The 26,616-nt window shown below is 58.7% G+C and carries 26 protein-coding genes and 2 pseudogenes; 5 read left to right on the top strand and 23 right to left on the bottom strand.

Features of this window, described 5'->3' with window-relative positions; genetic code table 11:
* Positions 1–230: 230 nt before the first annotated feature.
* The gene (locus NKH36_RS32780) at positions 231–716 is read right to left on the bottom strand and encodes a hypothetical protein (RefSeq protein ID WP_352965003.1); all 486 of its coding nucleotides are present in this window, start codon (positions 714–716) and stop codon (positions 231–233) included.
* 277 nt (positions 717–993) lie between these two features.
* Between NKH36_RS32780 and NKH36_RS32775 the strand changes: the two genes are divergently transcribed.
* Positions 994–1,173 (top strand): hypothetical protein, encoded by a 180-nt coding sequence (locus tag NKH36_RS32775; RefSeq protein WP_352965005.1) that lies wholly within the window; start codon positions 994–996, stop codon positions 1,171–1,173.
* Positions 1,174–1,465: 292 nt separating this feature from the next.
* Here the strand turns inward: NKH36_RS32775 and NKH36_RS32770 are convergent, their stop codons facing one another.
* Complete coding sequence (locus tag NKH36_RS32770) at positions 1,466–1,783, bottom strand: hypothetical protein (protein WP_352965006.1); 318 nt, start codon at positions 1,781–1,783, stop codon at positions 1,466–1,468.
* Between the two features lie 9 nt (positions 1,784–1,792).
* Positions 1,793–2,110, bottom strand: coding sequence for a KTSC domain-containing protein (locus NKH36_RS32765; protein WP_352965970.1), 318 nt, complete (start codon positions 2,108–2,110; stop codon positions 1,793–1,795).
* A gap of 241 nt (positions 2,111–2,351) precedes the next feature.
* On the opposite strand from NKH36_RS32765, the gene NKH36_RS32760 reads away from it, so the two are divergent.
* Positions 2,352–3,014 (top strand): DNA-3-methyladenine glycosylase, encoded by a 663-nt coding sequence (locus NKH36_RS32760; protein WP_352965009.1) that lies wholly within the window; start codon positions 2,352–2,354, stop codon positions 3,012–3,014.
* 315 nt (positions 3,015–3,329) lie between these two features.
* Here the strand turns inward: NKH36_RS32760 and NKH36_RS32755 are convergent, their stop codons facing one another.
* The 8 genes and pseudogenes from NKH36_RS32755 to NKH36_RS32720 all read right to left on the bottom strand — a co-directional run bounded on the left by NKH36_RS32755 (position 3,330) and on the right by NKH36_RS32720 (position 8,773).
* The gene (locus NKH36_RS32755; RefSeq protein ID WP_352965011.1) at positions 3,330–3,545 is read right to left on the bottom strand and encodes a hypothetical protein; all 216 of its coding nucleotides are present in this window, start codon (positions 3,543–3,545) and stop codon (positions 3,330–3,332) included.
* 1,091 nt (positions 3,546–4,636) lie between these two features.
* A pseudogene (locus NKH36_RS32750) lies at positions 4,637–5,146 on the bottom strand (ferritin-like domain-containing protein).
* 179 nt (positions 5,147–5,325) lie between these two features.
* Positions 5,326–5,556, bottom strand: a complete 231-nt coding sequence (locus tag NKH36_RS32745; protein ID WP_352965968.1) for a hypothetical protein — start codon at positions 5,554–5,556, stop codon at positions 5,326–5,328.
* 74 nt (positions 5,557–5,630) lie between these two features.
* Positions 5,631–5,912 (bottom strand): Clp protease/crotonase-like domain-containing protein, encoded by a 282-nt coding sequence (locus tag NKH36_RS32740; protein ID WP_352965015.1) that lies wholly within the window; start codon positions 5,910–5,912, stop codon positions 5,631–5,633.
* Positions 5,913–5,996: 84 nt separating this feature from the next.
* Complete coding sequence (locus tag NKH36_RS32735) at positions 5,997–6,521, bottom strand: YciE/YciF ferroxidase family protein (RefSeq protein ID WP_352965017.1); 525 nt, start codon at positions 6,519–6,521, stop codon at positions 5,997–5,999.
* Positions 6,522–6,755: 234 nt separating this feature from the next.
* Complete coding sequence (locus NKH36_RS32730) at positions 6,756–7,004, bottom strand: hypothetical protein (RefSeq protein ID WP_352965020.1); 249 nt, start codon at positions 7,002–7,004, stop codon at positions 6,756–6,758.
* A 223-nt stretch (positions 7,005–7,227) separates the two neighbouring features.
* The gene (locus tag NKH36_RS32725) at positions 7,228–8,250 is read right to left on the bottom strand and encodes an SDR family oxidoreductase (RefSeq protein ID WP_352965024.1); all 1,023 of its coding nucleotides are present in this window, start codon (positions 8,248–8,250) and stop codon (positions 7,228–7,230) included.
* A 13-nt stretch (positions 8,251–8,263) separates the two neighbouring features.
* Positions 8,264–8,773, bottom strand: coding sequence for a DUF2231 domain-containing protein (locus NKH36_RS32720; protein ID WP_352965027.1), 510 nt, complete (start codon positions 8,771–8,773; stop codon positions 8,264–8,266).
* 766 nt (positions 8,774–9,539) lie between these two features.
* Here NKH36_RS32720 and NKH36_RS32715 point away from each other — a divergent pair.
* Positions 9,540–9,704 (top strand): hypothetical protein, encoded by a 165-nt coding sequence (locus NKH36_RS32715; protein ID WP_352965029.1) that lies wholly within the window; start codon positions 9,540–9,542, stop codon positions 9,702–9,704.
* 310 nt (positions 9,705–10,014) lie between these two features.
* Here the strand turns inward: NKH36_RS32715 and NKH36_RS32710 are convergent, their stop codons facing one another.
* Together NKH36_RS32710 and NKH36_RS32705 are read right to left on the bottom strand one after the other, a co-directional pair.
* Positions 10,015–10,560 (bottom strand): hypothetical protein, encoded by a 546-nt coding sequence (locus tag NKH36_RS32710; RefSeq protein WP_352965030.1) that lies wholly within the window; start codon positions 10,558–10,560, stop codon positions 10,015–10,017.
* Between the two features lie 12 nt (positions 10,561–10,572).
* Positions 10,573–11,748, bottom strand: coding sequence for a zinc-dependent alcohol dehydrogenase (locus NKH36_RS32705; protein WP_352965032.1), 1,176 nt, complete (start codon positions 11,746–11,748; stop codon positions 10,573–10,575).
* Positions 11,749–13,455: 1,707 nt separating this feature from the next.
* Here NKH36_RS32705 and NKH36_RS32700 point away from each other — a divergent pair.
* Positions 13,456–13,833, top strand: coding sequence for an ACT domain-containing protein (locus NKH36_RS32700; RefSeq protein ID WP_352965035.1), 378 nt, complete (start codon positions 13,456–13,458; stop codon positions 13,831–13,833).
* Between the two features lie 14 nt (positions 13,834–13,847).
* Here NKH36_RS32700 and NKH36_RS32695 read toward each other — a convergent pair whose 3' ends face one another.
* From NKH36_RS32695 to ertD, 6 genes and pseudogenes are all read right to left on the bottom strand, one after another.
* Positions 13,848–14,444: a substrate-binding domain-containing protein gene (locus NKH36_RS32695; RefSeq protein WP_352965036.1), complete on the bottom strand. Its 597-nt coding sequence runs from the start codon at positions 14,442–14,444 to the stop codon at positions 13,848–13,850.
* A 116-nt stretch (positions 14,445–14,560) separates the two neighbouring features.
* Positions 14,561–14,773, bottom strand: a pseudogene (locus tag NKH36_RS32690) (helix-turn-helix domain-containing protein); the annotation flags it as partial.
* Between the two features lie 134 nt (positions 14,774–14,907).
* Positions 14,908–16,407, bottom strand: a complete 1,500-nt coding sequence (locus NKH36_RS32685) for an amidohydrolase family protein (protein ID WP_352965038.1) — start codon at positions 16,405–16,407, stop codon at positions 14,908–14,910.
* On the bottom strand, positions 16,404–18,119 hold the full coding sequence (gene hutU / locus NKH36_RS32680) for a urocanate hydratase (RefSeq protein ID WP_352965040.1): 1,716 nt from the start codon (positions 18,117–18,119) through the stop codon (positions 16,404–16,406). Before hutU ends, NKH36_RS32685 begins: the two co-directional genes overlap by 4 nt.
* The gene (gene ertE / locus NKH36_RS32675) at positions 18,116–19,408 is read right to left on the bottom strand and encodes an N-carbamyl-l-glutamate amidohydrolase ErtE (RefSeq protein ID WP_352965041.1); all 1,293 of its coding nucleotides are present in this window, start codon (positions 19,406–19,408) and stop codon (positions 18,116–18,118) included. Before ertE ends, hutU begins: the two co-directional genes overlap by 4 nt.
* Positions 19,409–20,752, bottom strand: a complete 1,344-nt coding sequence (ertD, locus tag NKH36_RS32670; protein ID WP_352965043.1) for a hydantoin-5-propionate amidohydrolase — start codon at positions 20,750–20,752, stop codon at positions 19,409–19,411. It abuts the gene before it with no gap.
* 338 nt (positions 20,753–21,090) lie between these two features.
* Between ertD and hutH the strand changes: the two genes are divergently transcribed.
* Complete coding sequence (gene hutH / locus NKH36_RS32665; RefSeq protein ID WP_352965044.1) at positions 21,091–22,608, top strand: histidine ammonia-lyase; 1,518 nt, start codon at positions 21,091–21,093, stop codon at positions 22,606–22,608.
* 86 nt (positions 22,609–22,694) lie between these two features.
* Here the strand turns inward: hutH and NKH36_RS32660 are convergent, their stop codons facing one another.
* From NKH36_RS32660 to NKH36_RS32645, 4 genes are all read right to left on the bottom strand, one after another.
* On the bottom strand, positions 22,695–23,375 hold the full coding sequence (locus NKH36_RS32660; RefSeq protein ID WP_352965045.1) for a hypothetical protein: 681 nt from the start codon (positions 23,373–23,375) through the stop codon (positions 22,695–22,697).
* 32 nt (positions 23,376–23,407) lie between these two features.
* Positions 23,408–24,175: an amino acid ABC transporter ATP-binding protein gene (locus NKH36_RS32655; protein ID WP_502912165.1), complete on the bottom strand. Its 768-nt coding sequence runs from the start codon at positions 24,173–24,175 to the stop codon at positions 23,408–23,410.
* Positions 24,176–24,248: 73 nt separating this feature from the next.
* Positions 24,249–24,917, bottom strand: a complete 669-nt coding sequence (locus NKH36_RS32650) for an amino acid ABC transporter permease (RefSeq protein WP_352965047.1) — start codon at positions 24,915–24,917, stop codon at positions 24,249–24,251.
* 84 nt (positions 24,918–25,001) lie between these two features.
* Complete coding sequence (locus NKH36_RS32645; protein WP_352965049.1) at positions 25,002–25,781, bottom strand: basic amino acid ABC transporter substrate-binding protein; 780 nt, start codon at positions 25,779–25,781, stop codon at positions 25,002–25,004.
* Positions 25,782–26,616: the final 835 nt, after the last annotated feature.

The raw sequence follows: 26,616 nt of genomic DNA, 5'->3' as shown, positions 1-26,616 counted from the left end.
GCCTCCACTCCAGCCAGCATCTTGAATCACAAAACCGACTGATCCGGAATCCCCTTCGATTCCGTCAAATGAGGAACCGCTCTAGAAGGCCTTCGTCCACTTTGGAAGCGAGGCCGAACCGCCGGTCGTGCTCAACGATCCTGTCTTGGATCGACACGAGGATTTCATACCGAGCGACAAGGCTCGTCAGGACTTCCTGATGTTGGGAGGTCAACGCTTTTCTTTCCGCGCTACAATCGGGCATAGAGTCGAAGGCGTTCATAAAGAACTGCCGCCTCGTCAAATTCGCCATCTGAGAAGAGTTCCATTGCGCTAACGCTCAGGCGCTCCGCCTGCTCGCTACCGACGGGAATACCTTCCTCAACGCGAACACGATCAAAGACCTGCTTCAACAAAATCAGGTCACGAGGAAAGGCAATGCCACTCTTTGCAGTCTTAAGGCTGACCATATGCCTTTCCTCCCATTTGGGGCGGAAGCGCGGTGGTCGGTCACAGCCAGCGATGCCCGTGACGTCTATCGCCGATGAGAACACATTACGCCGATGGGCGCGGAGAGTCTTGAAAATAGCGCCAGACGCTTTCTGCCCTTCGGTTCCATCTTGACCGGGAAACGACAACAATGAACCGTGAAAGACAGGCAGTGCGATGGCGAGGCATGGGGAACCAGAACGACCATAGAGCGTGACCGAAAAGCCTGGATCTGCAAAAGCGGCCATTTCGCTGAGCAGTTGTCTTCATGCCGGCGAAACGCATGCGCCTGGTGTTCAGTACGAGCGATAAAGCCCGCGCCCACGAGGAAAGGACGCGGGCAGATCGGTGCATCTCCGATCTGCAGCCCATCGTTGGGAGGGAACAAGATTGCTGCACTTTCCGAACTTTCATCTCAAGCATGTGTTCCAGAGAAAGCGAAAAATGCTTGGAAGTTTGAGCCATTGATCGCAACAAAACCCTCCCGCCGGCGTTCCGGTTCAATCCAATTGCAAAAGGCTCACCATGGGCGAAGAAAAGTCCGACCGCGACCGAATGACGGACTTCCAGGCGCAGTTCCTCGCCAAGGAAGCCGGAATAACTGAAGCTCAAGCGCGCGAGCTGATCGAAATGATCGGCACCGATCGGGCATTGCTACTCCGGGAAGCTCGGCTGAAAAGCCGGCTGAAGCCGCCGGACGCTTAGGAGCATCCAAATGCTATCCGCATGGGGCAATTTCGAAATAGAAGCGGCTCGATTGAATGAGAGTCGCGTGCGATCTTCGCCAGACGATAAACGATACCGCCGCCTGTTACTGGCATCCCGTAAGCTGTTGGATCGCATTGCCGCAGACGATACGCTGAGCAAGTAATCAGGCGCCAAAAATCTCGCACCCCAAATCGCACAGCCTTTGCACATCGGCGTAGATTCGATTGAAAACACACGGCCTGCGGAGAGGACCGCGGCTGATTGGAGGGCGCCAGGTGCAGCGTGCATACTACGACTTCTTGCTCTTCCAATTCCTCTTCGCTTTCGGTGCCACTGCAGCAGGAAGAGCAGTCTCGGCTTTAAGTCGTTGCTCCCGCAGCCGAGCCGTCTTTGCATCTCGTGCGACGCGCTCAATGTCTGTTAATGCCCTTGCAGCATCCGACGTGCGCTCCTGTCTGTCGTGTTTTTCTTTATGGGTTAAGCCTTGCCTTTCCTGCATTGTTTTGTCCTCAATCTGACGGTACGGCGCTTTTGTTGGCGCCAGAACGATTGCCGCCAGATCGTGTTCCCCCCAGACAACAAAAAAGCCCGCCGCACCTTTCGGCACGGCGGGCGATCAGTCGTTTGCACCGGGTGGCGGGGATCGTAAGAAAATCCTACGCGCCGGCTGCGCTGCGTCCACCAACCTGCAGTTGGAATGTATCAACAGCTTGCCGTCATCCCGCATCGTTGCCGGCCGCAACCTGACGGTACCGGAAGTGATGCGGATGTGGTCGTTGAAGAAGCGACCCTTGGCGAAGGCGGCTTTGAATGCGGCGAAGGTCTCCGGCGGCACGTCCTCAAACTCGTACCGCTTGTCGCTGGCGACGAACCACACCGAGAGGATTCTGATGTCGGGATCGTAGGCCATTTTTCGTATCGAGGTCGATGGCATGATACGGCTCGATCAAAAGTCTTCAACGATCGCAGAGCCTGTTACGTTCCTTCGTGGTGTTGCTCCCGAGCAGCGCACGACGATTTTCTCCGGGCCACCTAACGCATCGCGGCATCGCAAACGCGGCAGCAGGCAGGGTCTTCCGCGTTACTTCGACCGCTTGGGCTAGGCGCTGTTGAATCGCCAATCGACCCTCGTTATAGGCGATCAGACCTCTCCGAGCTCAGCAGGAAGCGCTGCCATGCTGAGGATCCCGAGTTTGGCCCTGGTGGATTGGCTTTTTTGCAGCCGGAGCGGGAATATCCTTGTTCGCGCCGCGTTCCGGCGCGGTCCAGATGCGGTGCAAGCGTTGATCACGAACCGCCAGTTCTTTGCCCGAGACGCCTGCGTTGTCGCTCGCGATATGATTGGCGCCACGCTTCTTGTGCACGGCGTGGGCGGGATTGTGGTCGAAACGGAAGCCTATCGCGCCGATGACCCAGCCTCACACAGTTTTGGCGGTCGGACTTCGCGAAACAGCGCGATGTTCGGCGCCCCAGGGAGCGCATACGTCTATCGCTCCTATGGTCTGCATTGGTGCCTGAATGCCGTGTGTCTTCCCGGAAGTGCTGTCCTTGTGCGCGCAATCGAGCCGCAATCAAAGCTCGACCTGATGCGGGCCAGACGCGGCGTTGATGACCCTCGACTTCTTTGTTCGGGACCAGGCCGCGTTTGCCAGGCGCTTGCTGTCGATGCATCTTATGACGGGCTGCCGCTGGACCAGCTTCCGTTCCAGTTCAAGCAGCCGCCAGAAGTCGGAGCCAGCTCCGTCTTAACGGGACGCCGGATCGGCATCTCCAAGGCTGTCGATCTCGAGTGGCGCTTCGGACTGGCAGGCTCGTCGTATTTGAGCCGCAAGTTCTGAGTTGCGTCTGCACGAGTAATTGCCTGGCGACGGGTTCGGGTAATCAGCCAGGTGCGGGGTCCCTCGACGTCGCGGTTGACCATGCGGAGCTGGAGCACCAGCCGCTGGTACCTGTGCAGCGAACGGAACACCGGGCTTTTAGCCGGCCTCGCGAATCAGGCGATGCGGGCCTTGCCGAGCGGACAGGCGCTCTAAAGGCCTTCGTCCATTTCGGAAGCTAAGCCGAACCGCCGGTCGTGCTCAACGATCCTGTCTTTCATACCGAGCGACAAGGCTCGTCAGGATTTCTGATGGTGGGACGCTTTTCTTTCAGCGCTACAATCGGGCATAGAGTCGAAGGCGTTCGTAAAGAGTTGCCTCGTCAAATTCGTCATCTGAGAAAAATTCCATTGCGATCACGCTCAGGCGCTCCGCCTGCTCGCTACCAACGGGAATACCTTCCTCAACGCGAACACGATCAAAGACCTGCTTCAACAAAGTCAGGTCACCAGGGAAGGCAATGCCACTCTTTGCAGTCTTGAGGCTGACCATACGCCTTTCCTCATGCCGGCGAACGCGCACCCGCGCCTGGTGTTCCGTGCGAGCAGTGAGCCCGCGCCCCATGGAGGAAAGGACGCGGGCCGATCGGTGCATCGGGCCGATCTGCAGCCGTTCAGTGGGAGGGAACAATGGCTGCACGTGCCGAACTTTCGTCTCGAGCGTGTGTTCCCGATGCAGGGCAAAAAACTTGGCAACTTCAACCCGGCAGGAGAATGAGAAATTCGAGAGGCCGGCGCATACTGATTTCCGCAAACTATGGAACCGTTGTAGAAATCACGCGTTACAACTGCAGCGGTCGATTTGGCCGCGAAGGTGCTCTTAACGTGGCAAAGGCCCGCTGCCGGTCCCCTCCCCCAGCGGGCTTTTCATTCGCTCAGCCTTAAGTCGTTGCTCCCGCAGCCGAGCCGTCTTTGCTTCTCGTGCCACGCGCTCGACCTCGATTAATTCCCGCGCAGCATCGTGCTCTATGCGTAATCCGATGAATTCGCCGGGCCGGCGCGAGGCGACCGATCCCACCGCCTCGACCGCAGCCACCCTATCCCGGCCTGCATCCGACATGTGACAGGCTGATCATTAGGCCCGCTCCCTTCCGGCCAGCACTGAAACCCCGTGTTAACGTCGTTCGCGGGTGAGACGATGCGGCCGCAGCTTGAAAGTGTAGGGTACGGGTCGCTGCCAGGCACGGAGGCGAAAATGAAATTGCTTGGGATTGCGTTCTTGTGCACGGGCATGATCAGCGTAGCAATGCCGGCCGTTCGCGCTGAGGACCAGCTTGTTCCACCTAACCACGTAGAAGCGCCAGAGCCGGCAGTTCATTGCGAGGGCCAAAACTGCCTTCCACCAGCTGATGACCCTGTCGAGGAATGCAAGGGGCAAGATTGCACGCCGGCTCCGCCGGTCGACCCAGGTCCGCAGATTGAACAGGTCGACTGAACAGCATCAGTGGAAGACCCGAACCACGAAGGTGATCGCAGACCCGCGGAGAAGGTTGGATCCAAATCCTCTCCCTCCGCCGATGTGGTTTGACGGCATCGATCATTCTAATGCGATCGCGCTTTCGTTCAATCGAATTTAAAGGCACGTCATCGTTTCGCGCTGTCAGCGTCCCGCTCGTCGCGTCGGAGGAACTCACTTGTGACGGTGCCGAGTCTGCTTTCCAACCAGTCGGCCATTGCCTCTTCCTCGCGGAGATTTTCTTCGCAGGCTCTCTGGACTTCGGCGTCGCCGACCTCGCCGGCTGCGGCGATGAGCATTTTGTAGCTGGCGATTTCCATATGCTCGAATGTGTAGCTGGCCAGCGATCCCTTCATCACCTCGTCGCCTGCAAAGATACCGCTGATGCTCTGCCCGATGGCGATTAACTTACCGCCGGCATCCTTCAGCGCCTATGATCCTTCCCCCAACCGATCGAGACATCGTTCGAGACGTTCTGCCTGTTGCCTCGTTTCTTCCAGATGGACACTCATCCGGTCGCGTATCTCGGGATAGTTTTCAAGACGCTCGATTTGGCCGCTCAACATGGTCTCGGCCTGTTCTTCCATGGCGTGAGCGTCGCGAAGCCACTGCGCCAGACGTTCTTTCGAGTCTGTCATGTCCGTCTCCGTTGGTCAGCATTGTTTCACTGCCACCGCAACGTCGCCACAGACCGTAAGTTCCGATCGCCCCGACGAGCGCGGTCGATATGGCCCGTGCTCTCTGCCAAGCGCGGGCTTTGCACTGTTAATCCGATACTCCGGAAATCGCCGCGGATGTCTCGCCTGAAGCCACAATGCTACCGCAGCAGATCGGCGACTATCCCCAGATCGAGGGCCTCTTCAGCGTGGATGTAGCAATTGGTTGTCGCACGGCGGTAGAGTTCGTCAACGCTAAGCGAGCTGCCCTCAACGAGTTCTTTAAAGCCCTCAATTTCCAGTCGCTCCGCTGTCTCAAGTAGCGCAAGCTGCTCGCGCACGATCTGGATGGAAGATTTCATCGGGCCATTCAATTCGACACTCGTCTGCATACGCCGCTCATGCACCAGGAGAACCGCGTCCGTGGTGAGGAAGCGGAACGGCTTCGGGAAAGCTGCGAAGATAGTCACCCCCGCCGAATACACTTTCGTCTTGCCGACGCAGTACGCGTTCGGCCTGAATGCTGCCGAAACAGCCGAATTTCGAGGGCAATCCGCCGGGCCGCATCGGCGTCCCCGCCGTTGGTGTTGAGCTCCATGATGAGGTCGTCGCCGCTTTGGCGTACGGCTTCCAAGCGACCAAGAAGAAAGACGACGGTGCCGTCGTCGATCAGACCGTTGACCGAGATGTTAGGCTCGAACAGGAGTTGCCGCAGGCTTGGCGCCCGGCCCGCCGGCACAGGCGACAAAGGCGCGCCTCCGTCGTCCGGAGGCGCGTTCTCTCTATTGTTCATGACGTGCTCATAAGTTTCTGCTTTCGAAGCGCCGTTTAACTAGGCAGCTTCCTGCATCGCTCTCTCGTTGACGCTGGTCTCTCCAAGTTGCGTCAGCGCTTCGTCAGTCGCCTTTTCTTCTTGGAGCGTCTCCTCGAGCAGCGGCACGGCATCCTTTAGGCCGAGCAGTCCGGCCCAGGTGATCAGGGTGCCATAGCGGGCGATCTCATAGTGTTCAACCTCTTGCGCCGCCGCCACAAGCCCAGCATCCAGAGCTGGAGCTTCCTTGAATTCCTCAAGTATCTCCTGTCCTTCCTCGATGATGCCGTCGATCGCAGGACAAGTCTTTGCTTGTGGCCGTTTGCCGAAGATCTCGAAGACCTGCTGCAGTCGTTCGATCTGAGCCTCAGTCTCGTCGCGGTGCTTTTCGAATGCGGCGGTCAGTTGGTCGGATTCGGCACCCTTCGCCATCTTTTTCAGCGCAGCCAGGATTTTGCGCTCAGCGTAGTAGACGTCCTTCAGTCCGTCATGGAAAAGATCTTCGAGGCCCTTGGCCTTGCTTTGCGATTCCTTTTTCGTAGCCATCGTCGTCTCCGAGTGTGAGAAAATGCGTGTCTGGTGGCACGCGCAGCTTTAACCAAAGTGGGTGCTGTTTGTTCCTTCGGGCCGATCGGCAATCCACGTTCATCATAGTGCCGAAGGCAAAACTTTCTTAGACCACGGCAGTAACCGTCTTCGAGCGGGTGGAGGGTACAATTGCCCGGGTCGATTGAGCGAGCTGGGCGGGGATCACATAGATCCGGTTTCGTTTGATCGCCTTCACGACCTCGATTCCAACTGTGCGCAACCCTGAATGATGCTCGCCAGCTCGCTCTTGTGCTCGGCATCGAGATGGTGAATGACAATATAGGCGTGTCCGCTGTCGGTATAGGCGTGTCCGCTGTCGGTGCGACCACGGGAAAGAATTTTGAATACGGCTATGCCGCCGGCCGATGCGCCTATCCCGACAAACTGAGGCGGAGCAACCTTCCCGCGGCGCCACGAGGGCGGCTGCGTTCCGAAGACCATTTGAGGCTGCGTGTGATGGGTGACCTAAAGGAGGACCTTAGGCGCAACTATGCCAGTGACGTAGTCCTCTTGACCGCGAACTCTAATCTCGTCGGTCACGACTCACCCGCCTCTCAGCCAAACCTCTCATGACCAGTTACCTGGGGCTAAATGCGTCTTGGCAAAGCAGGTTCGGGATCCCCGCGCATTCTGATCTGGTCCGCTACTTCGTGCAGTTTCAACGCTACCGGCGTGCAGACAGCTTCGTCATCCGCAACCAGCAAGATTGTGTTCCAACCCATTCACTACAGGTTGGAAGCTGTGGCTGGGCAGAATCAAAGCGCACGCGATAATCACCGGAAGTGAGCCCAATAAGCTTCGTCCAGTACTGGCGCCACCGGCCGGCAACTTCGTGAGGGGACACACTTGCCATCAAGTTGCCCTCGTGCGGTTGCTCGGCTTTTTCCTGAAACTGCAGACGTGGCCCCACAACAGCGACTATCCATTCCACCAGTGATGGCGCAACCCGGCAGCCAAATTCCAATACAAATGCAAAGCCGCCAACCCTGATCTCGCGCCGAGGATGGCTCGCTGCGCCGACAACTGCAGAGGCGACCCGCTCGGCAGAGTAAACAGGGATGATCGATCGCGCCTTGCGGCCGAACACATTCGCCGCTTTCTGGTAGATCGGGGTGTCTATGGCTGCAGGAAGAATCGCACACACGTGAATGCCGGGCGTGGTGCGCAACTCCTGCCGGATGGAGGCTGTGAGCCCGCGTATGAAAAACTTGCTCGCGACATATACACTGACATAAGGCTCTGGAGCGACACCGAGCATGGAACTGACGTTGATCAGCACTCCGCGGTCTCCTTGAGAGCGGAATTGCTTGAGGGCGACCTGAGATCCGTTGATGTAACCAAACACATTCGTGTCGACCAGACGGCGGAACAGCGGAGGCGGAACTTCCTCGAAACGCCCAAAAATCAGCACTGCGGCGCAATTCACCCAGACGTCAATCCCGCCGAAATGCGATACCCCAAAGCCAAGGATTTCCTCCACCGCGCTGTAGTCTGCCATATCGGCGGAAAAGCTCAGTGCCTCGCCGCCTGAGCCGACGGATTCCTTAGCGATATTGTCGAGCGCGTCGTCGTTTCTCGAAACCAGTACCAGCCGCGCCCCTTTTCGTGAGAACCCAAGAGCAGCCGCTCTCCCGATGCCGCTCGAAGCGCCGGTGACCACGACAACGCGTCCCCGCAGGTCGGCCATGCCAAGACCTCAATCAAGATCGTCCCGCACGGGAACTGGTGCCTTCACCCTCCTCAGGATGTACTCCTACCCTGTGCTCGTAGACGAGCGTTCCGCCCTTCCAGCCAGTGTAAACAAGAAGCAGGACAACAAGCGTTGACAGGGCCAATCCCCAAGGCAGAGTCCCCTCGACTGCGCCTGCACTGAGCCGCAAAACGAAGTTGGCCAAGGCGAGTACCACTGCGATGACATTGCCTACCATGTGGTGCCACGCGGCGCCGAAAGAGCGTATGACCGCATTTCCAAGAAAATCGGCAAAGCCGGCCAGCGCCGCTGCGGCGCTCATAAGCAAGCCAAAGCCGAGTAGCCAAAAAGAAGCCTCGGCCCAGAAAGCATTGCTGGTCGACCAAAACACCAGGTCTGAGAGGAACACCGACACAAGCAATGCGATCGGAAAAGGAATCAACATGGGGTGGATCGGATGACCGCCGATTTTGGCAGTGGTGGCGACGCCCAGCAGACGATTGGCTCGATCATGAGGCATGTCAAAGAACGTTGAAAAGCCTGAATAAGTTCCAAGACCCGGGGCCGGTTGTCACCGTCGGGCTTCTCCGCTCACGGCGCCCAGTGACGGATCGCGATGGGATGCCAAGATATTTCTTGGTAGCGGCGATCACGAGCGTCTCCTGGAAGACAGCACGGGTCTGAAATGCGAGGGGTTGAGGCAGCGTGCAAGCGGCCATATCGCTGCAAGCCGGCGAAACGTGCACCCGCCCCGGGGTTCCGTGCACGAAAGAAAGCCCGCGCCCTTCGGGAAAAAAGGAGGCGGGCCCATCGGGAGTCATCCATGTCGCAGCTGCACGAATGAAACTTTCAGCCCGCGCCGAAGTTCCATACGGAAACAAAAAAGGCCCGCGCCATTTCACGTCGTTTTTTCAGATTGAGCCTCGACCTTTCAGCCGGTCGAACGTGCGGCCCAGTAGCGCCAGCTCGGAGGGGCGGGACGCACCCGATTCTTCAGCTTGTCGGTGATTGCCACGACACCCCCTGCCTACCGCGAGAACCTGCCCTCGGTCTATTCAGCTACGCGCCTAACCGTCTTCCCGATTCCAGATCGGAAGGATGGACGAGCGTCTGCAACCGGGAGCGATCACGGCTGAGTGCTGGAGGAAGAGCTCCAGAATTTCTATCCCGTCCGGACTCCAGCCGTGCCTGCTTGCCACGGATGAGTTCGCCTTCGGACGCGCTTGGCCTGCCGTTCAGGAACAACAACGCCCAAGGCAAGTTTGGTGGTCCAGGAGGTTACGGCAATGCGCATACTGAGAACATTGTTTGGATACCTGTGGCGCTCGGATAGCAAGTCGCCGCCCGAGCTTGCGCCGCCCGTCGACGCGATTGTTCGGCTGCTGAAAGAAAAACAAAAACTCGCTACAAAGAAAGGACTTGGTCGACCAGATCAGACTGCTGGCGGCTGACCGTACTGTGACGCAGGATATGGCGACGGGGCACACAGCATCACGCGTCACCTTGCCTATCTGCAGCTTGGGACGGACGGGATCATTATCCGGCCAACCTTGGGTCGCTGGCGCATGGCTGTGCCGGAGCCGTGTCGGGAACGGTGCACCCGCGGCAGGCACGGGCATGCCGGGCAATGCCTTGGTCGCCCGGAGCAACAATTTCCTGAAATTCCGGTCCCGATGGGTCAAAATATCTGCGCAATCAGCGCCGAGCGTATCGGCGGTGACGAGAGAAGGAGGATCAGGGTTCGCGCCAGTTAGTCACCGCTCAATTCTGGCTGGCAGGTGACATGTCTTTACGCGCAAGGCCCCGCACAGCTTCAAGACCCCGCGGGAAGCCGCTGCGGTCACCGAAATCCTGCGGTTGCCGGCGGCCTCGATCGTGCCGGGCGCTTACCTTTTGCGCGGTAAATAGATCGATGAGTGTCACACCGGCAACGAGCACCAATGCAAGTCCGACGTTGTCACGTTTTGGATTGTCGTGTCGGAAGGCCCATAGGAGTGTTGCGATGTCGAGCCCATCACCGGCCACTCGGCTCCAAAGCCCCGACTGTTTGTCTGCCGACAAGGACAGAATACCGCTGCTGACTTCGCGCGCTCCGTAGGCACGGATCAAGCCTTCCTTACCAGGCATGCCGAGTGCGCGGGCGATGCGCTCGGAGGCTATAAGTTCGGCAATGCCCAGCGCTATGCTAAACCATCCGAGTTTGCGCGCTACCATATCAGATGGCGCGATCGCCTTCGGGCCAGATTTTATGACCTTTGGGTCGCTTGGCCATCTGCTGAGATTGCCGAATTTGCTAAGCATGTTCATGACGTGGATCCCCTATGGCTTCAGTACGACTTTGACGCAACTGTCCTGCTTGTCGCGAAAGATCTTGTACATCTCGGGTCCTTGTTCGAGCCCGGCAGTGTGGGTGATGACAAACGAGGGGTCGATCTGACCCTCTTCGATGCGACGCAGTAGGTCGTCGGTCCAGCGGTTCACATGCGTCTGGCCCATTCTGAAAGTCAGGCCCTTGTTCATGGCTTGGCCCATTGGGATCTTGTCGACGAACCCGCTATACACGCCCGCGATCGAGATGACGCCGGCTGGCCTGCAGACATAGATCATTTCACGCAGCACATGGGGCCGATCGCTCTCCATCAGCATCATCTGCTTGGCGCGGTCATAAACGGTGTCTGGTTGACGAAAGGACACGTGACTTTCCATCCCGATGGCGTCGATGCATTTATCTGGCCCTTTGCTGCCTGTAAGGTCGTTCAGCCTTTCAACAACGCTCTCCTCCAGGAAGTTGATGGTGATCGCGCCGCCCGCTCCGGCCATGGAAAGGCGTTCGGGCAGGCAATCTATGCCCACGACCTGCTTGGCACCGAGAAGAATGGCGCTGCGGATTGCCATCTGCCCCACCGGGCCACAGCCCCAGATCGCTACCGTATCGGAAGGTGCGATCTCGCACTGGACAGCAGCCTGCCAGCCAGTTGGCAAGATGTCGCCAAGGAAGAGGACCTGCTCATCGGAGAGCCCGACCGGTACCTTGATGTGCGTTGCATCGGCAAATGGCACGCGAACATACGCGGCTTGTCCGCCCGGGTAACCGCCGGTCAGATGGGTATAGCCAAACAGCCCGGCCGTCGTGTGACCGAACGCCTTGTCGGCGATGTTCTTGTTGCGGTTGGTACGTTCGCAGACCGAAAAGTTCTTGCGCTTGCACTGGTCACATTCCCCGCAAATGATGGTGAAGGGAACGACGATGCGGTCCCCCTTCCTAAGGGCGCCGTTTACCCCGGATCCAACTTCCACCACCTCACCGATCATTTCGTGGCCCATAATGTCGCCGGGCAGAATTGCCGGAATGAGGTTGTGATAGAGGTGCAGGTCCGAGCCGCAGATCGCGCAACTCGTCACCCTGACGATGACGTCGCGCGGATCCTCGATTTCGGGATCGGTAACCTCGTCGCAACGTATGTCTTCTTTCCCATGCCAAACCAGCGCTCGCATGCTTAATCTCCCATAGGCCCGGTTCGCGGCGTCGTGAGAGCGAGCTCGGCCGCTTTCCTTCAGGCTGCGAATTAGCCTTCCGGGGTCCAACCGCGAGGCAGCATCCATGTTCCCCGCCTTCGTTAAAAAACTTAGGCCGGCTTGGGAAGGTGGGGCTGATGGCAGTGTCGGAGCGTCGAGAAGGCGGTGGCGCCCTGCCGGACATCGTTAAGAAAGGTCAAGGAAGCGTGCAACGTCTCCGGGCTTCGCCGTGGGCGGTGGTGCATGGCGGCAACGTGATGGGGCAGGTTGCGAGTCCGGGTGGAGAAGGTTGGATTTCAGGTGCTCTCCCTCTACCACTCAATTCTCCCAGAACGTTCTCTGCGTAGACTTGGCGGCTCAGAAACCCCGCAGAACTGCTGGTTTTCGGCCGAAAGCTGGGGACTGTTGCTGGTAGTGAAGGTGCCTTTTTTGCTCTCTGTCAGCCCATATTCTCCAAAGCTGGGGAGTGCGCCTTTTTACTCCCTAGCTTTCCCCCATTGAAATCACAGGGTTTTCCGGCTCGAAAGCTGGGGGTCGTTTGGTGCAAGGCCGCTATGCGGAGAACACAGAAAGCAAACCAACCGGTGATCAAATTGGGCAGCTGCTTCGGCCTAGGAGCGGTCTCGAACTTCAAATGTCTGGAATGGACCGAAAGCGGGCAGTCCGCTTGTCGTCCCAAAAGAACAATTGCAGACATTCCGGGTCTCGGGTCGAGACCAATGCCTAAGTGCGAATTCGGGAGAGCTAGTCGACGCAGCGTATCCCGGCTCCCTCGCATCACGGTGGGGGCAGCTACGCAGCCTTTCAGACGCGATGAGGATCGGCAGCATTTCCTCGACGGTTATAGCAAGCGGGATTGCCGCTTTAGGCCTGGCCCTCTGCGATACTTTTCCCCCGCCGGCGCAATCGCAATTAACCTCGCCGCTCCGCAACCGATTGCCCTAATCTTTAGTCGCCGCGTGTGCCTGCGGAGGTGTTGCGTAGTGGCCGCGGTGAGGGGACGATTGGCACATCTAGCTAGGCCAAGAAAGGTCGCCCGAGCCCGCTGAATATCCTGACAGGCACTCCGCAAGTCGCTTGGCGTTCTTCATTTCGGAAATTGGTCGTCTGATGCACAGGTCGGAAAGCCCGCCAGGCACATCGTCTCCATCAGCCGTTGATGCTCAGCCTCATTGTACTCCGGCGCGTTTATCAGCAGCCGATGCTCAGCTCCGGAAATGCTTTGAAGCCCTTTTCAACCTACGGCTCGCCTCATCGGTGCGGCCGAGCGCGGCTAGCGCGCCGGCCCTAAACACCCATTTTCGGGATTAGTAGTCGCCGGGTGTTTGGCGGTCGAGCATGGTCAAGGTTTCTTCGTAGCGGCCCGCCACGAAATAGGCCAAGGCGAAAATTCCGGCAGCCCACATCGGGTAGTTCGGATCAAGCCGCTTTGCTTGATATCAGATCGGCGCCGCGCTCGGTTTTGCCAAGCGTGGACGCCTAACCGATATCGAACATCAGTATTTCGCAGTGCCCGGTGCCAACCGCAAGACACGCACAGATGACACAAGAGTGTCGCTCGCAGTCTCCTCTATCTCGCGAAGTTGCTTGGCGAACGACGTGATCGTCGCCAAACTTGCCACTATTGCGGGCCTGTTTTGAACCAAACTCAGATTTCGCCGCCGCAATTGGCACGAGGGGAGTTTGATGCCCAGTTTGAAATTAAACCAGTTGGCAGGCCTCTACGCAATAACTCGCCTGCCTCCCGATGCCCCCACACCAGCCTGGCTGGCCGGCGACGGGATCAGTTCTTATAGCCGCGGCAGTGACGAGGTCACCCTAATCTGCCCGCAGCTCAGAGTACCCGAAAACGTGCTTTCAGACCGGGACTGGGCGTGCTTCGAAGCGGTGGGTCCATTCTCATTGGGTGAAGCCGGTATCGTCCTTTCCTTGTTGAGACCGCTCTCCGAAAACGATATCGGCATATTCCTTATCCCCACGTTCAGCACGTATTTACTGATTAAAGCGTCGGATGTTATTAGCGGGAGACGATACCTGATGGCCGCAGGCCACACGCTGCTGTAATTCCAGAGTCCGGTTTAGCAAACGCTGTAGCCCTGCGCGAGATCTTCGATCAGAGCAGCGATCGCCGGTATCTCATGTGATTTCGTTCGGAACACGACGCAAAGCGGCGTTGACGTTCGCGCGACAGCCACCTTCAATTTCAGCATCTTGCCACTGATCACCCAGGGCCTCGCGATATGGTCAGGTAATACACCCACATGGTGCCCGCTGAGGAGGAGCTGGACGGCGCCTTCCACATGGTGCGCGACAGCGGTGGAAACTCGAGGCCGACCGTGCAACGTTGGATCACTCCGCAGATAACCGCGCGTAACAAAATCCACCCCCTCCAGATCGGCTTCGGTCACGTCGCCGGTGGGTTGGGCAATGGCGAGTGGATGATCGACACCACAATAAAGCGCCGTGGTTTCGGCACCAATAACCAGATAGGTGAGGCCTGGGATCTCGCTGTTGACGATCGTAAGTCCGACATTAGCCCGCCTTGTCGCCACTGCCTCCTCGACCGCGAGCGGCGCTGCGGCGTTGATGTGGAGCTGAATCTTTCCCGGGCGCATCTGGAACCGCCGCAGCGCGAGCCCCACGGGGTTCCCGATCTCGTGCAGCGTATTGTCCATGACCCAAAGGGTGACCGTGCCGAAGATCTTGCTTTTGGCGGTGGAGACCTGGCTGCGAAACCATCAAGCGCGTCGAGAAGTTCGAGCGTCGCGTCATAGACGACACGGCCATGCGGCGTCATTTGAAACCCCGAGCGCCCACGATCACAAAGCCTGACGCCAAGCCGCGATTCGAGATCGGCAATGTGCTTCGAAATTGTTGAACGGCCGACGCCGACCGTCTCCTCAGCCGCAGCAAACCCTTCGCTCTCGGCAACCGCTTTGAAAAGTCGCAACAGCCGGATGTCTATGTCATGCAGCGGCGGGACGGCGGTTTTGATCGCGGCCATGTTCGATCCTGCATTAGATTTCCGCACGCGCCTAGGAGTGCGGGCGCAACATTAGACCACATTCGGTTGCGATAGTTTCAAAATCTCCGAACTAAACGCCGCGGGGCGGTTCGATCGCAAACTTTGGCAGGCTTCTAGTATCGGCAACAGCTGCAGGTCGGAACCGCATCCATCGCTGGATCGGCAAGGCACATCTCGTAGGCCCGCTGCAGATATGGTTCGAGCTCTCGCGATATGGGCAATCCGGCTGCGATCTTTTCTTTCATGTGCATCATCCGGGCACAAATTTCCTGCCTGATCGAGACCTCGTCGACAGTACTGATCCGCCCTGCATCTAACACGGCTTCGCCGTCCACATAGGCTGAAACCAACCCGCGCCCGGAATTTGAGAACACCAACTGCTCAGCCGGACTGTTCATAGCAAGAAAGGCGTCATCGTTGAGGTCGAATAGGAGGAAGTCGGCCGCATAGTTCGGCGCAAGCCGCCCAATCTCCTGTGCTTTCCCCATGAGGGTGGCACCATGTTCGGTCGCCATTTTGAGGCCGGCCGAGGCGGTGAGCCAATGCTTGTAGTCGGCCGTCAAAGTAGGAAGCAGCGTCCCCCACTTGAGCGCCTCGAACATCGAACAGCCATCATTGGCATTGTGGTTGTCCGTACCGAGGCCCACGGGAATGCCACGCTGGAGCATGGCTATGACGGGAGCGATACCGCTGCCGAGTTTGAGATTGCTCACCGGGTTATGCGAGACGCCAGCACGAGATTGAGCAACGAGATCGAGGTCTCCTGGGCTCATCCATACGCCATGGATAAGAACGGCATTTGCCCTGAGTACGCCGAGGTGCTTCATATGCTCAACCAGCGAATGGCCGTAGAAATGCGGCCCAGTCATTGCCTGGATGCGGCTCTCGAGCACATGCGTAAGGACAGGACGCCCGACTCGTTCCGCAAGGTCGAAGGCTGCAATGTGAAACGCGTCGCTGCAGCGTTGTGGCCCTGAGATTGAGATCACCGAACGGACGCGACTATCCCATCTGGCTGCCAAAGCGTCCCAACTCTGCAGCATCTGTTCGGGAGCGAGCGCCACCGTCTGGCCGCGCCCCTTGAGGTGATCGGGGAGTACGGCGTCGAGATAGGGGATAGTTTTGTGAGCAGGCAGATCGGCATAAGCCACACCCACATCTGCCCGGATTCCCAGATCCTGATAGGCGCGAAAAACGGCATTGATCGACGCGTCGTCCAACTGCGTGCCGAGGTGCACATCATCCATTACACTCGTGCAGCCGCCCCGCACCAATTCCATGCCGCCTAGGATGGTGCGCAGATAAATCTCATCGGGGGTCCAAGAGCGGCCAACCGACGGAGGATTATAGAGGCTCATCCAGATTTCGAGTGGCAGCGGCGAAAACCGCCCCCGGTCCCACCGATCATGGGAATGGTAGTGCGTGTTGATGAGGCCGGGCGTGACTAGGCGGCTGGTGGCGTCGAGTGTTCGGACGACACCGAAACTCGCAGGGTCAAGCCGATCGCCGACAGCTACAATCGACCCGCCGTCAATAACGATATCGCAGCGAGTTGCTGGCTGATCCGGGCTGGCCAGCACGAGACCATTGGCCAGCAGCCACGGCCCGCTCATTGGTCGGCTTCGACGCGGGCCGGCCCGAATGTCGCATTGGGCGACCACCAGAGCGGCACGTTGATACTTTCGCTCGTCAGTGGCCCTCTGCCCTCAGCCACTTGGCGCGCCATGGGATAGCCCGCCTGAGCGTGGCGCACGATACCTATTCCGGCATCGGTCGTTAGGCACGCATCGAGGCGCAACTTCGCCTCTTCGGTACCATCGGCGATCATCGTCACGCCTGTATGGGCGGAAATGCCCATGGTGCCGTTAGCCTGGATCGCAACTAGATCCGCCATCGCCGACGCGTTCAGAAGGGCATTTAGGTAGGGCCAGTCCGAGATCGAGTCCGATCCATCCAGCATGTTCTCCGTTTCAAAGGCCGGGTTAGAGATCGAGCCGCAATCGAGATTGTCGCGTGAGAAAGCGACCGGCCCCTGCAACCGGCCGCTTCTGACCAACTCGTTTGCGGCGAGACCAAACGCCTTGCGCTGGCCAAACCCCATAAAGCACACGCGCGCCGGCAAGCCTTCCAACGGCAAGCTCTTGCGAGCGCGCGGGATCCACCGCTGAACGATCGGGTCGCTTGGGAAGAGCGCAAGCGCCAGATCATCCAGTGCTTCTCGATCGGCGACATCACCGGAGATGCACGTCCAACGGAATGGCCCGCGTCCCTCGAGGAACAGCGGGCGGACATAGCGAGAGATGCAGCCTGGAAAGCGGAATGCCTCGGCGCGATCCATGCCCGCATCGACACATTCCTTGCGGATGAACGTGCCGTACTCGAAAACGACCGAGCCACGGTCCATCATCATGTTGAGCGCGCGCAGCATGCGGAGCATCGTTGTGCGGGACGCTTCGAGGTAACCCGCACTGCTGCTGGTGCGAAGAACGGCCGCATCAGCCGGCGTAAGTCCGGCGGGGATAAGCGCGAAGGGGTCATGGCAGGGGCACATCTCGGTAACGATGTCGGGCTTCCATTCCAGCGCAACCGCCTCTTCTAGCAAATCGGCCATGTTGCCTTGGACGATAATGCCGAGCGGCCGTCGCTTTGCCTTTGCGTCTTCGGCAAGCGCAATGGCTTCCGCGAGGTTGGCGGCGCGCACATCGGCATACTTGGCGGCGATGCGCTGTTCGATGATCTCGCCACGAACTTCAACGCACACGGTCACGCCGCCATGCATTGACATGGCGAAGGGCTGCGACCGACCCATGCCACCGAGGCCGGCGGTAAAGAAAATACGACCTTCGAGATCACCGTCAAAATGCTCGTCGGCGATTAACGCGAGCGTCTCGAACGTCCCTTCGACGACACCTTGGCTGCCGATATATTGCCATGGACCGGCCGTGTAGGACGAATAGGTGGTGAGGTTCTTTGCGAGGAGGTCGTAAAATTTTGGCCAGGTGGCTTCGATCACATTGGTGTTGCCCATGACAACCCGGGGCGCCAGTCGATGGGTCTTGAAGATAGCCACCGGCATGCCCGCTTGAATCGCGAGCGTCTCATCATTTTCCAGCACCTTAAGGGAAGTGACGATGGCATGATAGCTTTCCCAATTACGCGCGGCCTTGCCTATGCCGCCATATACCACCAAACCTTCGGCGCGCTCGGCATTCTCCATGTTGTTCTCGAGCATGCGCAGTATCGATTCCTGCCGCCAGCCCTTGCAGCGCAGAGTGTCGCCGCGCTGGGCAGTGACGGATTTCAAGACGGTTGTGGCAGTGGTCATTGTGCGTTCCTAAGCTGCGCGTCCCTGGTCAGGGTGGTGTCTAGGTGAAGAAGGGTCGTGAGAAGGACCTGCGCACCGGCCGCCAGTTGCGAAGGGCTGGTGTATTCTTCGGGACAATGGCTGCGGCCATCCTTGCTAGGCACAAAGATCATGCCGACCGGGCATAGCCGTGCGACAAAGGCTGCATCATGGCCGGCCCCGCTGGGCATCGCCTGATGCCGCAAACCTAGCGCCTCAGCTGCGCCGGCAATCGCTGATTGCACCATCAAGCTCATCTTGACTGGCAAGTTCGTGCCGGCCATTTCGGCAGCAAGTTTCAGCCCGCGTCGCTCAGCGATCGATTGCATCTCGCCAGTGACGTCAGCGAGGTAGCCGATGATTGCGGCTTCCGTCGCCGCGCGTACTTCCAAAGTGAAATCCACCTGCCCGGGAACCACATTGGCAGCGTTAGGAATAACATTGAGCTTGCCGACAGTCGCGACCAGTGGCGCCAGCTTCTCGGCCTCTGCGCGGCGCTCAAATCCCACGATTATTTCAGCAGCGCCGGCGAGTGCGTCGGCCCGCATTATCATGGGGGTCGCCCCAGAATGATCGGCGCGCCCCATCATGCGCACTTCGAGTCGCCGAATGCCGACGATGTCGGTGACGACGCCGATGTCGAGGCCACCGCTTTCGAGCACCCTGCCCTGTTCGATGTGGAGTTCGACAAAGACGCTCAGATCTCCCTGCGTCCGTAACGGCATGTCCAGCCCGTCAGGGTCGCCCCCCATGCTCGCCATACCTTCTGAGAGCGTTGTCCCGTCGGGCGCTGTTCGTTGAAGGTCCGCCGCCGTAAGCGCCCCAACCATGGCGCGGCTGCCGATACACGAGAGGCCATACTGGTTTGGCTCCTCGGCGAGGAAATCGATGATTTCGAGCGTGTGGTTCAGCTCGATACCGGCATCCCTCATGGCGTGGAGGGCTTCGAGCGCAACAAGGATACCCGCAGCGCCGTCGAAGCGCCCTCCCGACGGGACCGTGTCGCTGTGGGACCCCGTCGCCATCGGCGCGAGCTCCGGCCGCTGCCCCCGCAATCGGCCAATCAGATTGGCCCCGGCGTCAATCGCTGTACTCAGTCCAAGCGATGCCATCTCGCGCGCGAGCCAGACCCTGCCTTCGCGGTGCAAAGGTGAAAACGCCGTCCTGCTCCAGGGAAACTGAGGATCCGTGACAGCGGCCAGATCAGCGATACGGCGCTCCAGGCGTGCAGCATTAACATTAGCGCGCGGCCGGGAAACAACAGCGTTCATTCATTTGCTCCGCGGGGTGACGAAACGACCGAAGCCGGGTTCCCCCGTGACCGTCGCACCGTCCCAAACCTTCTGGCCGCGGAGGAACGTCGCCTTGATCTGCGGAAGAGCCATGCCGTCATAGAGGCTCCAATCCGAGACGGTGACCGAATCGGCAACGCGCCATGGGGCGTAGCTCGGATCAATGATGCTGAAGTCGGCACTGCCGCCCACCGCTAATGCACCCTTGCTGGAGGTGAGCCGGAAATGGCGCGCCGGATTGTGCGAAAGGACCCGCGCGGCGACCGCGAGATCGATGCTGCGCTCGACGCAGCCCTTAAGGAGCACCGGCACCAGCACTTCGAGACTCGGACCACCGGCGGAGTTTGTGAACATGTCCGGATGGTTTTTTCGCTCAAGCGACCAGGCAACATGGTCGGTCGAGACAAGGTCGATGTTGCCAGCCGCGAGGTGCCGCCAGAGTGCCTCTCGCTCGCCGCTGCGAAGGGGAGGATTGCCTTTTGCAAGCCCACCAAGCGTCCTCACTGTCTCCTCTTCATCGAACGCCAGATAATGGATGCAGACTTCGGTGGTCGAATCGTAACCCTGACGGCGATAGTGGGAACAGATCTCGATGCCGCGCGCCTGCGAACAATGGACCACGTGCGCACGGCAGCCCGTAAAGGCGCCAGTCTCATAGATATCGACGATCGCGAGGAGCTCTGAGAGACGATTATGAGTCTCGCCATGGACAAGATAATCCGTGCGTCCGGTCGCCTTGATGCGCGCGGTCTCCCCGATAACGATCTCTTCGATCTCGTTGTGGACGCCGGCTGCAAGACCGTGCTTCGCCACCTCGGCGAAAGCCTCGGCCAGCAGTTGCGGTCCAATCCTCGGAAATCGCTCGGGATGTGTACCAAAGGTCGAGAATTTGAACGCGCAGACGCCGGCGCGGACCTGCTCTGCGATCTTAATGACACCATCGGATGGCCTTATGGTGCCGTAGAGCGCAACGTCCGACACCGCCTGCGCCGCAATATCGGCGGCCTTTTGCTTGACGCTGGCCGCGTCTGCGATGAGGAGGCCTTCATCATAGGGCATGTCGACAATCGTCGTGACGCCACCCGCCAGCGCCGCGCGGGTTGAGAAACGGAAATCTTCCCGATCTTTCTGGCTACGCGAATGGACCTGAGCGTCGATCGCCCCCGGGAATATCCAAGCGCCATCGGCGTTAAGGCGCTCACGTGAGACGCCGGGATCTTCCAGCTGGACGCCTACGACCCTGCCGCCTGCGACTGACACGTAGCCGCCGCGCAGCACGCCACCAGGCAAAACAACATCGCCCCGCGCAACCAAGTCCAGCATCGTGCAACTCCGTCACCGATCAGTGGAGTTGCTTGTAGAGGCAAGGGAAATTCGGGTCGGTTCCTGTCCTTGCACGCAAGGTTGGACGGGCTGGAAACTCAGCGCCCGCCCCGTCGTTGATCGCCACGCGTAACGGTAGCTGTTGTAGAGCAGAGGAGGCTCGCCATTGCGGGCCACCCGGTGACCTAGACATTGACAATCGGGGTTGGACACGCCGCAGCCGCCGACAGTTTCCCGAATGCCGACCCTGCTGTGAATAGTTTGACATGCATCTGCAGCGATCAAAGGTGTAGGCGTGGGGGAGCTGACCCATGCGGACGGTATCGAGGAGCCAATCAATGACAGTCGTAATAAAACCAGCGCAGAACGTTATTTCGGACTGGCGACGCGTCTATTGGGGCGAGACATTTTCGCTTTTTGGTGGCGCCGCCGAGGGGATCATAGCGGGCGCCAAGCGGGTAGAGGCGATCGTCGCCGCTGGGGCGCCGGTCTATGGCATTAATACAGGGTTCGGCAAACTGGCCTCGGTGCGTATCGACGACGCCAATCTGGCGACGCTGCAGCGTAACCTGATCCTCTCTCATTCCGTAGGCGTCGGCGAACTGCTGTCGCCGCCGATGGTTCGTTTGATAGCGGCGCTGAAAGTCGCGAGCCTCAGTCAGGGCGCGTCCGGCGCACGCTTCGAAACCATCGAGAGCATTGTGCAGGTGATCTCGCTGGGGCTGGTCCCTGCCGTGCCAGCCCAAGGATCGGTCGGCGCCTCGGGCGACCTAGCACCCCTTGCCCATTTCGCTTCGGCGCTAATGGGGATCGGTGAGTTTGTCGAAGACGGCAGGCTGGTGCCCGGCGCTGCGATGCTGGCTCGGCACGGATTGTCGCCGCTGGTGCTTGCCCCTAAGGAAGGGCTCGCCCTCCTGAACGGCACGCAAGTTTCGACCGCTCTCGCGCTTGCTGGCTTCTTCGAAATCGAACGTGCCTTCGAGGCGTCGCTGATCACAGGGGCATTGTCGCTGGATGGGATGCGCGGCACCGACGTTCCCTTCGATGCTCGCATCCACGCTTTACGACCGCATCAGGGTCAAATCGATGTCGCTAGAAGCTTGGCGGCGCTGATCCGCGGTTCGGAGATTCTGGAAAAGGCTGGGCGGAGTCGTCTCCAAGACCCTTATAGCCTCCGCTGCATGCCGCAAGTCCTCGGCGCCTGTCTTGACACAATGCGCTTTGCGAGCACGACGCTCGCCATCGAAGCACAAAGCGTGTCGGACAATCCGCTAATTTTTGACGACGGTGCTGTGCTTTCGGGCGGCAACTTCCACGCAGAGCCGGTGGCCTTTGCCGCAGACCATCTAGCCCTCGCAGCTGTTGAGATCGGCTCGATCTCGGAGCGCCGATCGTCGCTGCTGCTCGATACTTCGCTTTCAGGCCTGCCGGCATTCCTGACGAGCAATCCTGGCCTTAATTCAGGGTTGATGATGGGGCAAATCACCGCCGCTGCTCTCACCTCGGAGAACAAACAGAAGGCAACCCCCGGGGTCATCGACACCATCCCCACCTCTGCCAACCAGGAGGATCATGTTTCGATGGCAACGCACTGCGCACGGCGCCTTTTGCCAATGGCTCACAACTCCCAGACGATCATCGGTATTGAATTGATGACCGCCGTTCAGGCCTGCGATTTCCTCGCTCCCCTCAAATCGTCGGAGCCGCTGGAACGCGCCCGCGCCGCGCTGCGATCGGTCGTACCGCATCTGGATGGAGATCGGCGCCAGTCACCCGAAATCGCCGCCGCCACTGACCTCGTCCGCTCTGGTCGTCTAGTCGAGACTGTCGGGCGCTACCTACTTGCCGTCATCTGACCGTCACAGCTACCGAGGAAATTTTTACTTGCCTGCCTGCCCCCCGCGGGCTTCCTTGCTTTACCTGCAGCGTAGTAGTGACCGCGTCAACGCAACAGGCAGGCGAGAAGCCACGGATGGGACTTCGACACATCGAGCTTGTGTGCTCCGCGCTCGCAGTTGGAAATCTCGATGCCAAACCAATGGTGCGTCGGTTGTCTGAAATTGAATTCGAGGCAGACGAAATTTATGGCGTTCACCTGGATGGCTGGGTACTGCGCTAGTTGCTCACGCAGCTGGTCCTCAGTTGGAATCGCAGCGTCGCTTTTTTTCCAGACTTCAATGACATCACCCCGGTGCCACCAATCCGTGATCCCAACCTCGACATTCTCAAGATCCCGAAAGAATTGTCCTTTCTCTACGCCATGCCGGTCGGTCGTCGCGCCCTCAAGTCTCGAAAAGAAGTCCGAAAGCCCGGACCATTCGCGGGGACCGCCACAGGAAATTGCGTCATGCACGAACTCGACCGCGCGAGGATCATTTTTGATGCCAATGCGACGCTCACCAAAGAAGAAATTGTCGCCGCCTTGGAGCTTGAAGCAGAATTCCACGGCGACATCCGTTTCTCGCCCGGCGACGGCCTGCCGCGTCATTTCAGCTGAAGGCAGTTCCTCCGGCCTGAACCGACAGGCCTCCATCCAGTTGCCATCGAAGGCTATCTGAACCCGAAACGGTGGCGCCGTCACTTTGTCACTAAGCAGCGATGGCAGGATAATGTCGGCACCCATTTGGTACTCCCAGAAATGTATGATCGCTCAAACTAGTTCAGTATTTGCGACAGGAAGAACCTCGTGCGCTCATGCTGGGGGTCGGTGAAGAAGGCGGCAGGCTCGTTCTCTTCTACAATCCTGCCGGCATCCATGAAGATTACGCGGTTTGCGACCTGACGCGCAAACCCCATCTCGTGTGTCACGCACACCATTGTCATCCCGTCCTCGGCAAGCCCAACCATCACGTCAAGGACCTCCTTGATCATCTCCGGATCGAGAGCAGAAGTTGGCTCGTCGAACAGCATGATCTTGGGACTCATACAGAGGGACCGGGCGATCGCAACGCGCTGCTGCTGGCCGCCGGACAACTGACCAGGATATTTGTTGGCCTGTTCAGGAATCCGCACCCGCTCGAGAAAGTGCATGGCAACCTCCGCCGCATCGTGACGAGCCATCTTGCGCACCCAAATCGGCGCCAGCGTACAGTTTTCAAGAATGGTGAGATGCGGAAAGAGGTTGAAGTGCTGGAAAACCATGCCGACTTCCCGGCGCACCTCATCAATTTTTTTTATACTGTCGGTGAGCTCAATCCCATCGACGACGATCTGCCCCTTCTGATGTTCCTCAAGCCGGTTGATGCAGCGGATCATGGTCGATTTGCCGGAGCCGGACGGACCGCAGATGACGATGCGTTCGCCGCGCATGACCTTCAGGTTGATATCCTTGAGCACATGGAACTCGCCGTACCATTTGCTGACGCCAATGAGTTTGACAGCGATTTCGCCCGATAGAGGGCCTGCTGAGACGTAGTTTGAAATTTGAATATTCCTTCTCCCGCCTGATGTGCGCGAACCACCGCCCTGATCAATGATCGGGCAATCGCTGGCGTGATCAGATTGTTCTGAATCGGTGTTCCAGAAGCCGGTTGACCGCAGATGTCAGCACCGTCAAGCTCAGATAGATCAGCGCGACCATCACGTAGATCTGGAACGGCTGGTAGTTCTCCGCGACGATTAGCTGGCCTTTGCGGAACAGTTCTTCAAAGCCAATGATCGAGACGAGGCTAGTGTTTTTGAGCATTCCGATAGCCTCATTGCCGAGCGAAGGGATAGAGCGGCGAAAGGCCTGCGGGAGAACGATCAAAAGCCAGACAAGCGACGTGCGAAGGCCGAGGGACTTAGCCGCATCCCACTGGCCCAGACCCAGTGACTGGACGCCGGTGCGCAATACCTCGGCAATATAGGCTGAGCTGTAAAGACTGAGGGCGGTAATCGCTGCGTAAAACCGGTCAAAGCGAAAAGACAGCCCAAGTTCGCTCAGGAGAGACGGGATGCCAAAGTAGATCATGAACAGCTGCACGAGCAGCGGCGTCCCCCTGAAAAAATCGATGTGGATCGCGGCAGCGAATCTAAGCGTCTTCAAGTTACTCAGCCGGGCGACGGCGATCGCGGTGCCAAGGACCAAGCTGACGCTGTAGGCCACTAGCGCCAGCAAGATCGTGAGGCCGGCGCCCGAGATGAGCACCGGCAAGCTGTCGAGCATGACTTGAATATTCGACATTTCGATGTCCTGAACTCTCAAGGTAGTCGAAAGAGCTCGCTCTTTAAGGGAGCTCTTTCGACTAGTTCTATAGCGCTCACCCGATCAGAATGGCGGGGGTGCTTCGCCAAACCACTTCTGGTAAATGCGGGCATACTCGCCATTTTCGATAACGGCCTTTAGCCCGTCATTGATGAGACCGGCCTTATCCGATCCCTTTGGGAAGCCGATCGCGTAGACGTCGGTCGAGAGAAGGCCCGGGAGGACTTTCAATCCCTTAACCGCCCCAGTCTGCAGCGCGTAGTGCGCCGACGCACCATCTCCGATGACGGCATCGACATTGCCATTTGTAAGTTCCAGGAGGGTTAAGGGCGAGCCGTTGAACGTGCTCACAACGGCGTTCGGGATGGATCCGGCTTTTTCCGCGCCAACCGAGCCGATCTCCACGGCGATCCTTTTTCCTTTGAGATCCGCCTCGCCCTTGATGGTTGAGTCCTCTGCACGAACTAAGATGACCAAGCCTGTCTTGAAATAAGGTACGGAAAAATCGATCGACTTTTTGCGTTCTTCGGTAGCGACCATTGCGGCAACCGCGGCATCGTAGTTTCCGGCCTGCAGCGCCGGAATGATGCCGTCAAAGGGGACATTCTCAAATTTCGCCTCGAAGCCCTTTTCCTTGGCAATTGCCTTTACTAGATCGATATCGAATCCGATGAGCTCGCCTTCCTTGGTGAATTCAAACGGTGCGTAGGTCGGGTCGGTCGCAAAAACTAGCGCCTCCCCCGACTGCGCCCAAGCGCTTGAAACCGGCACGAGCGCTGCGAGAGCAACGAGGCTAGCAGCTCGAATGAGCCGTATCGTGATAGAGCGGAAAGTCGAAGCCATGAGCCATGTCCTTTCAATGGAGTTTGAGCAAACCGACCCTCAAGTTTCGTCGCGATCGGTACAACGCCCAGTTCTCGAACTATGGGTGTACCGGCATGCAACCGACATTCACGCGCGCCGCTGCTTTTATGCCTGACCCCACCGGTGTAAAAAACGGTGTACCCGCCAACAAGGAGCTTATGGACTGGATTGCCCAGCAGGATAAGGAGCCAGACGGCCACGCATCGATGCCTTGAAACCTTCCTCACGGATGCAAAGGCCGAGCCGGATCAAGATAGGTGGCACAGAGATCGCGATCAAACTGCGGGACTGAACTCACGTGTCTCTAAATCGCGCCGGCTAAGGCCAAATCCCATAGGTGGGCCCGACACTGACAAACGTCCAGAGCGGAGGCCTCGGCTTAGTCAAGCATACCTACGGAATGATGCGCCTGGCCGGTGACAAATGAATCTCTGCTGGGCCGCCGATGATATGGGAGGCGCTCGCAAATCGCGCCCTACGCGCGAATTGATCGGTTGATCAACATCAAAGCTTGAATATGAGAAATGCGCTTGCTGCGACGGCGGTGGTCACGGTGGCTCGAGTGTCAGCAGATGTGGTAAGGTTGAGTGTCGGCGAGTAGCAGAGGTCCAGCAACAATGACTTTGAGGCGAACCAGAGCTTTCGGCGCATCCGGCTTGGTTCTAGCGGTTTGCACTGTGTTTGCTTGGCAGAACGCCACTGCTGCTCCCAATTGCCACGCAGCCGCGACGCCTGGCGTCAATTGGCACGAGTGTGACAAGAAGCTTCTCATCCTAGAAGGACAGGACCTGAGCGGGGCGAACCTGTTCGGTGT

This window comes from Mesorhizobium sp. M1312, from assembly GCF_040318115.1.
GTDB lineage: Bacteria > Pseudomonadota > Alphaproteobacteria > Rhizobiales > Rhizobiaceae > Mesorhizobium.
This window is presented reverse-complemented; position numbering and strand designations above follow the sequence as displayed.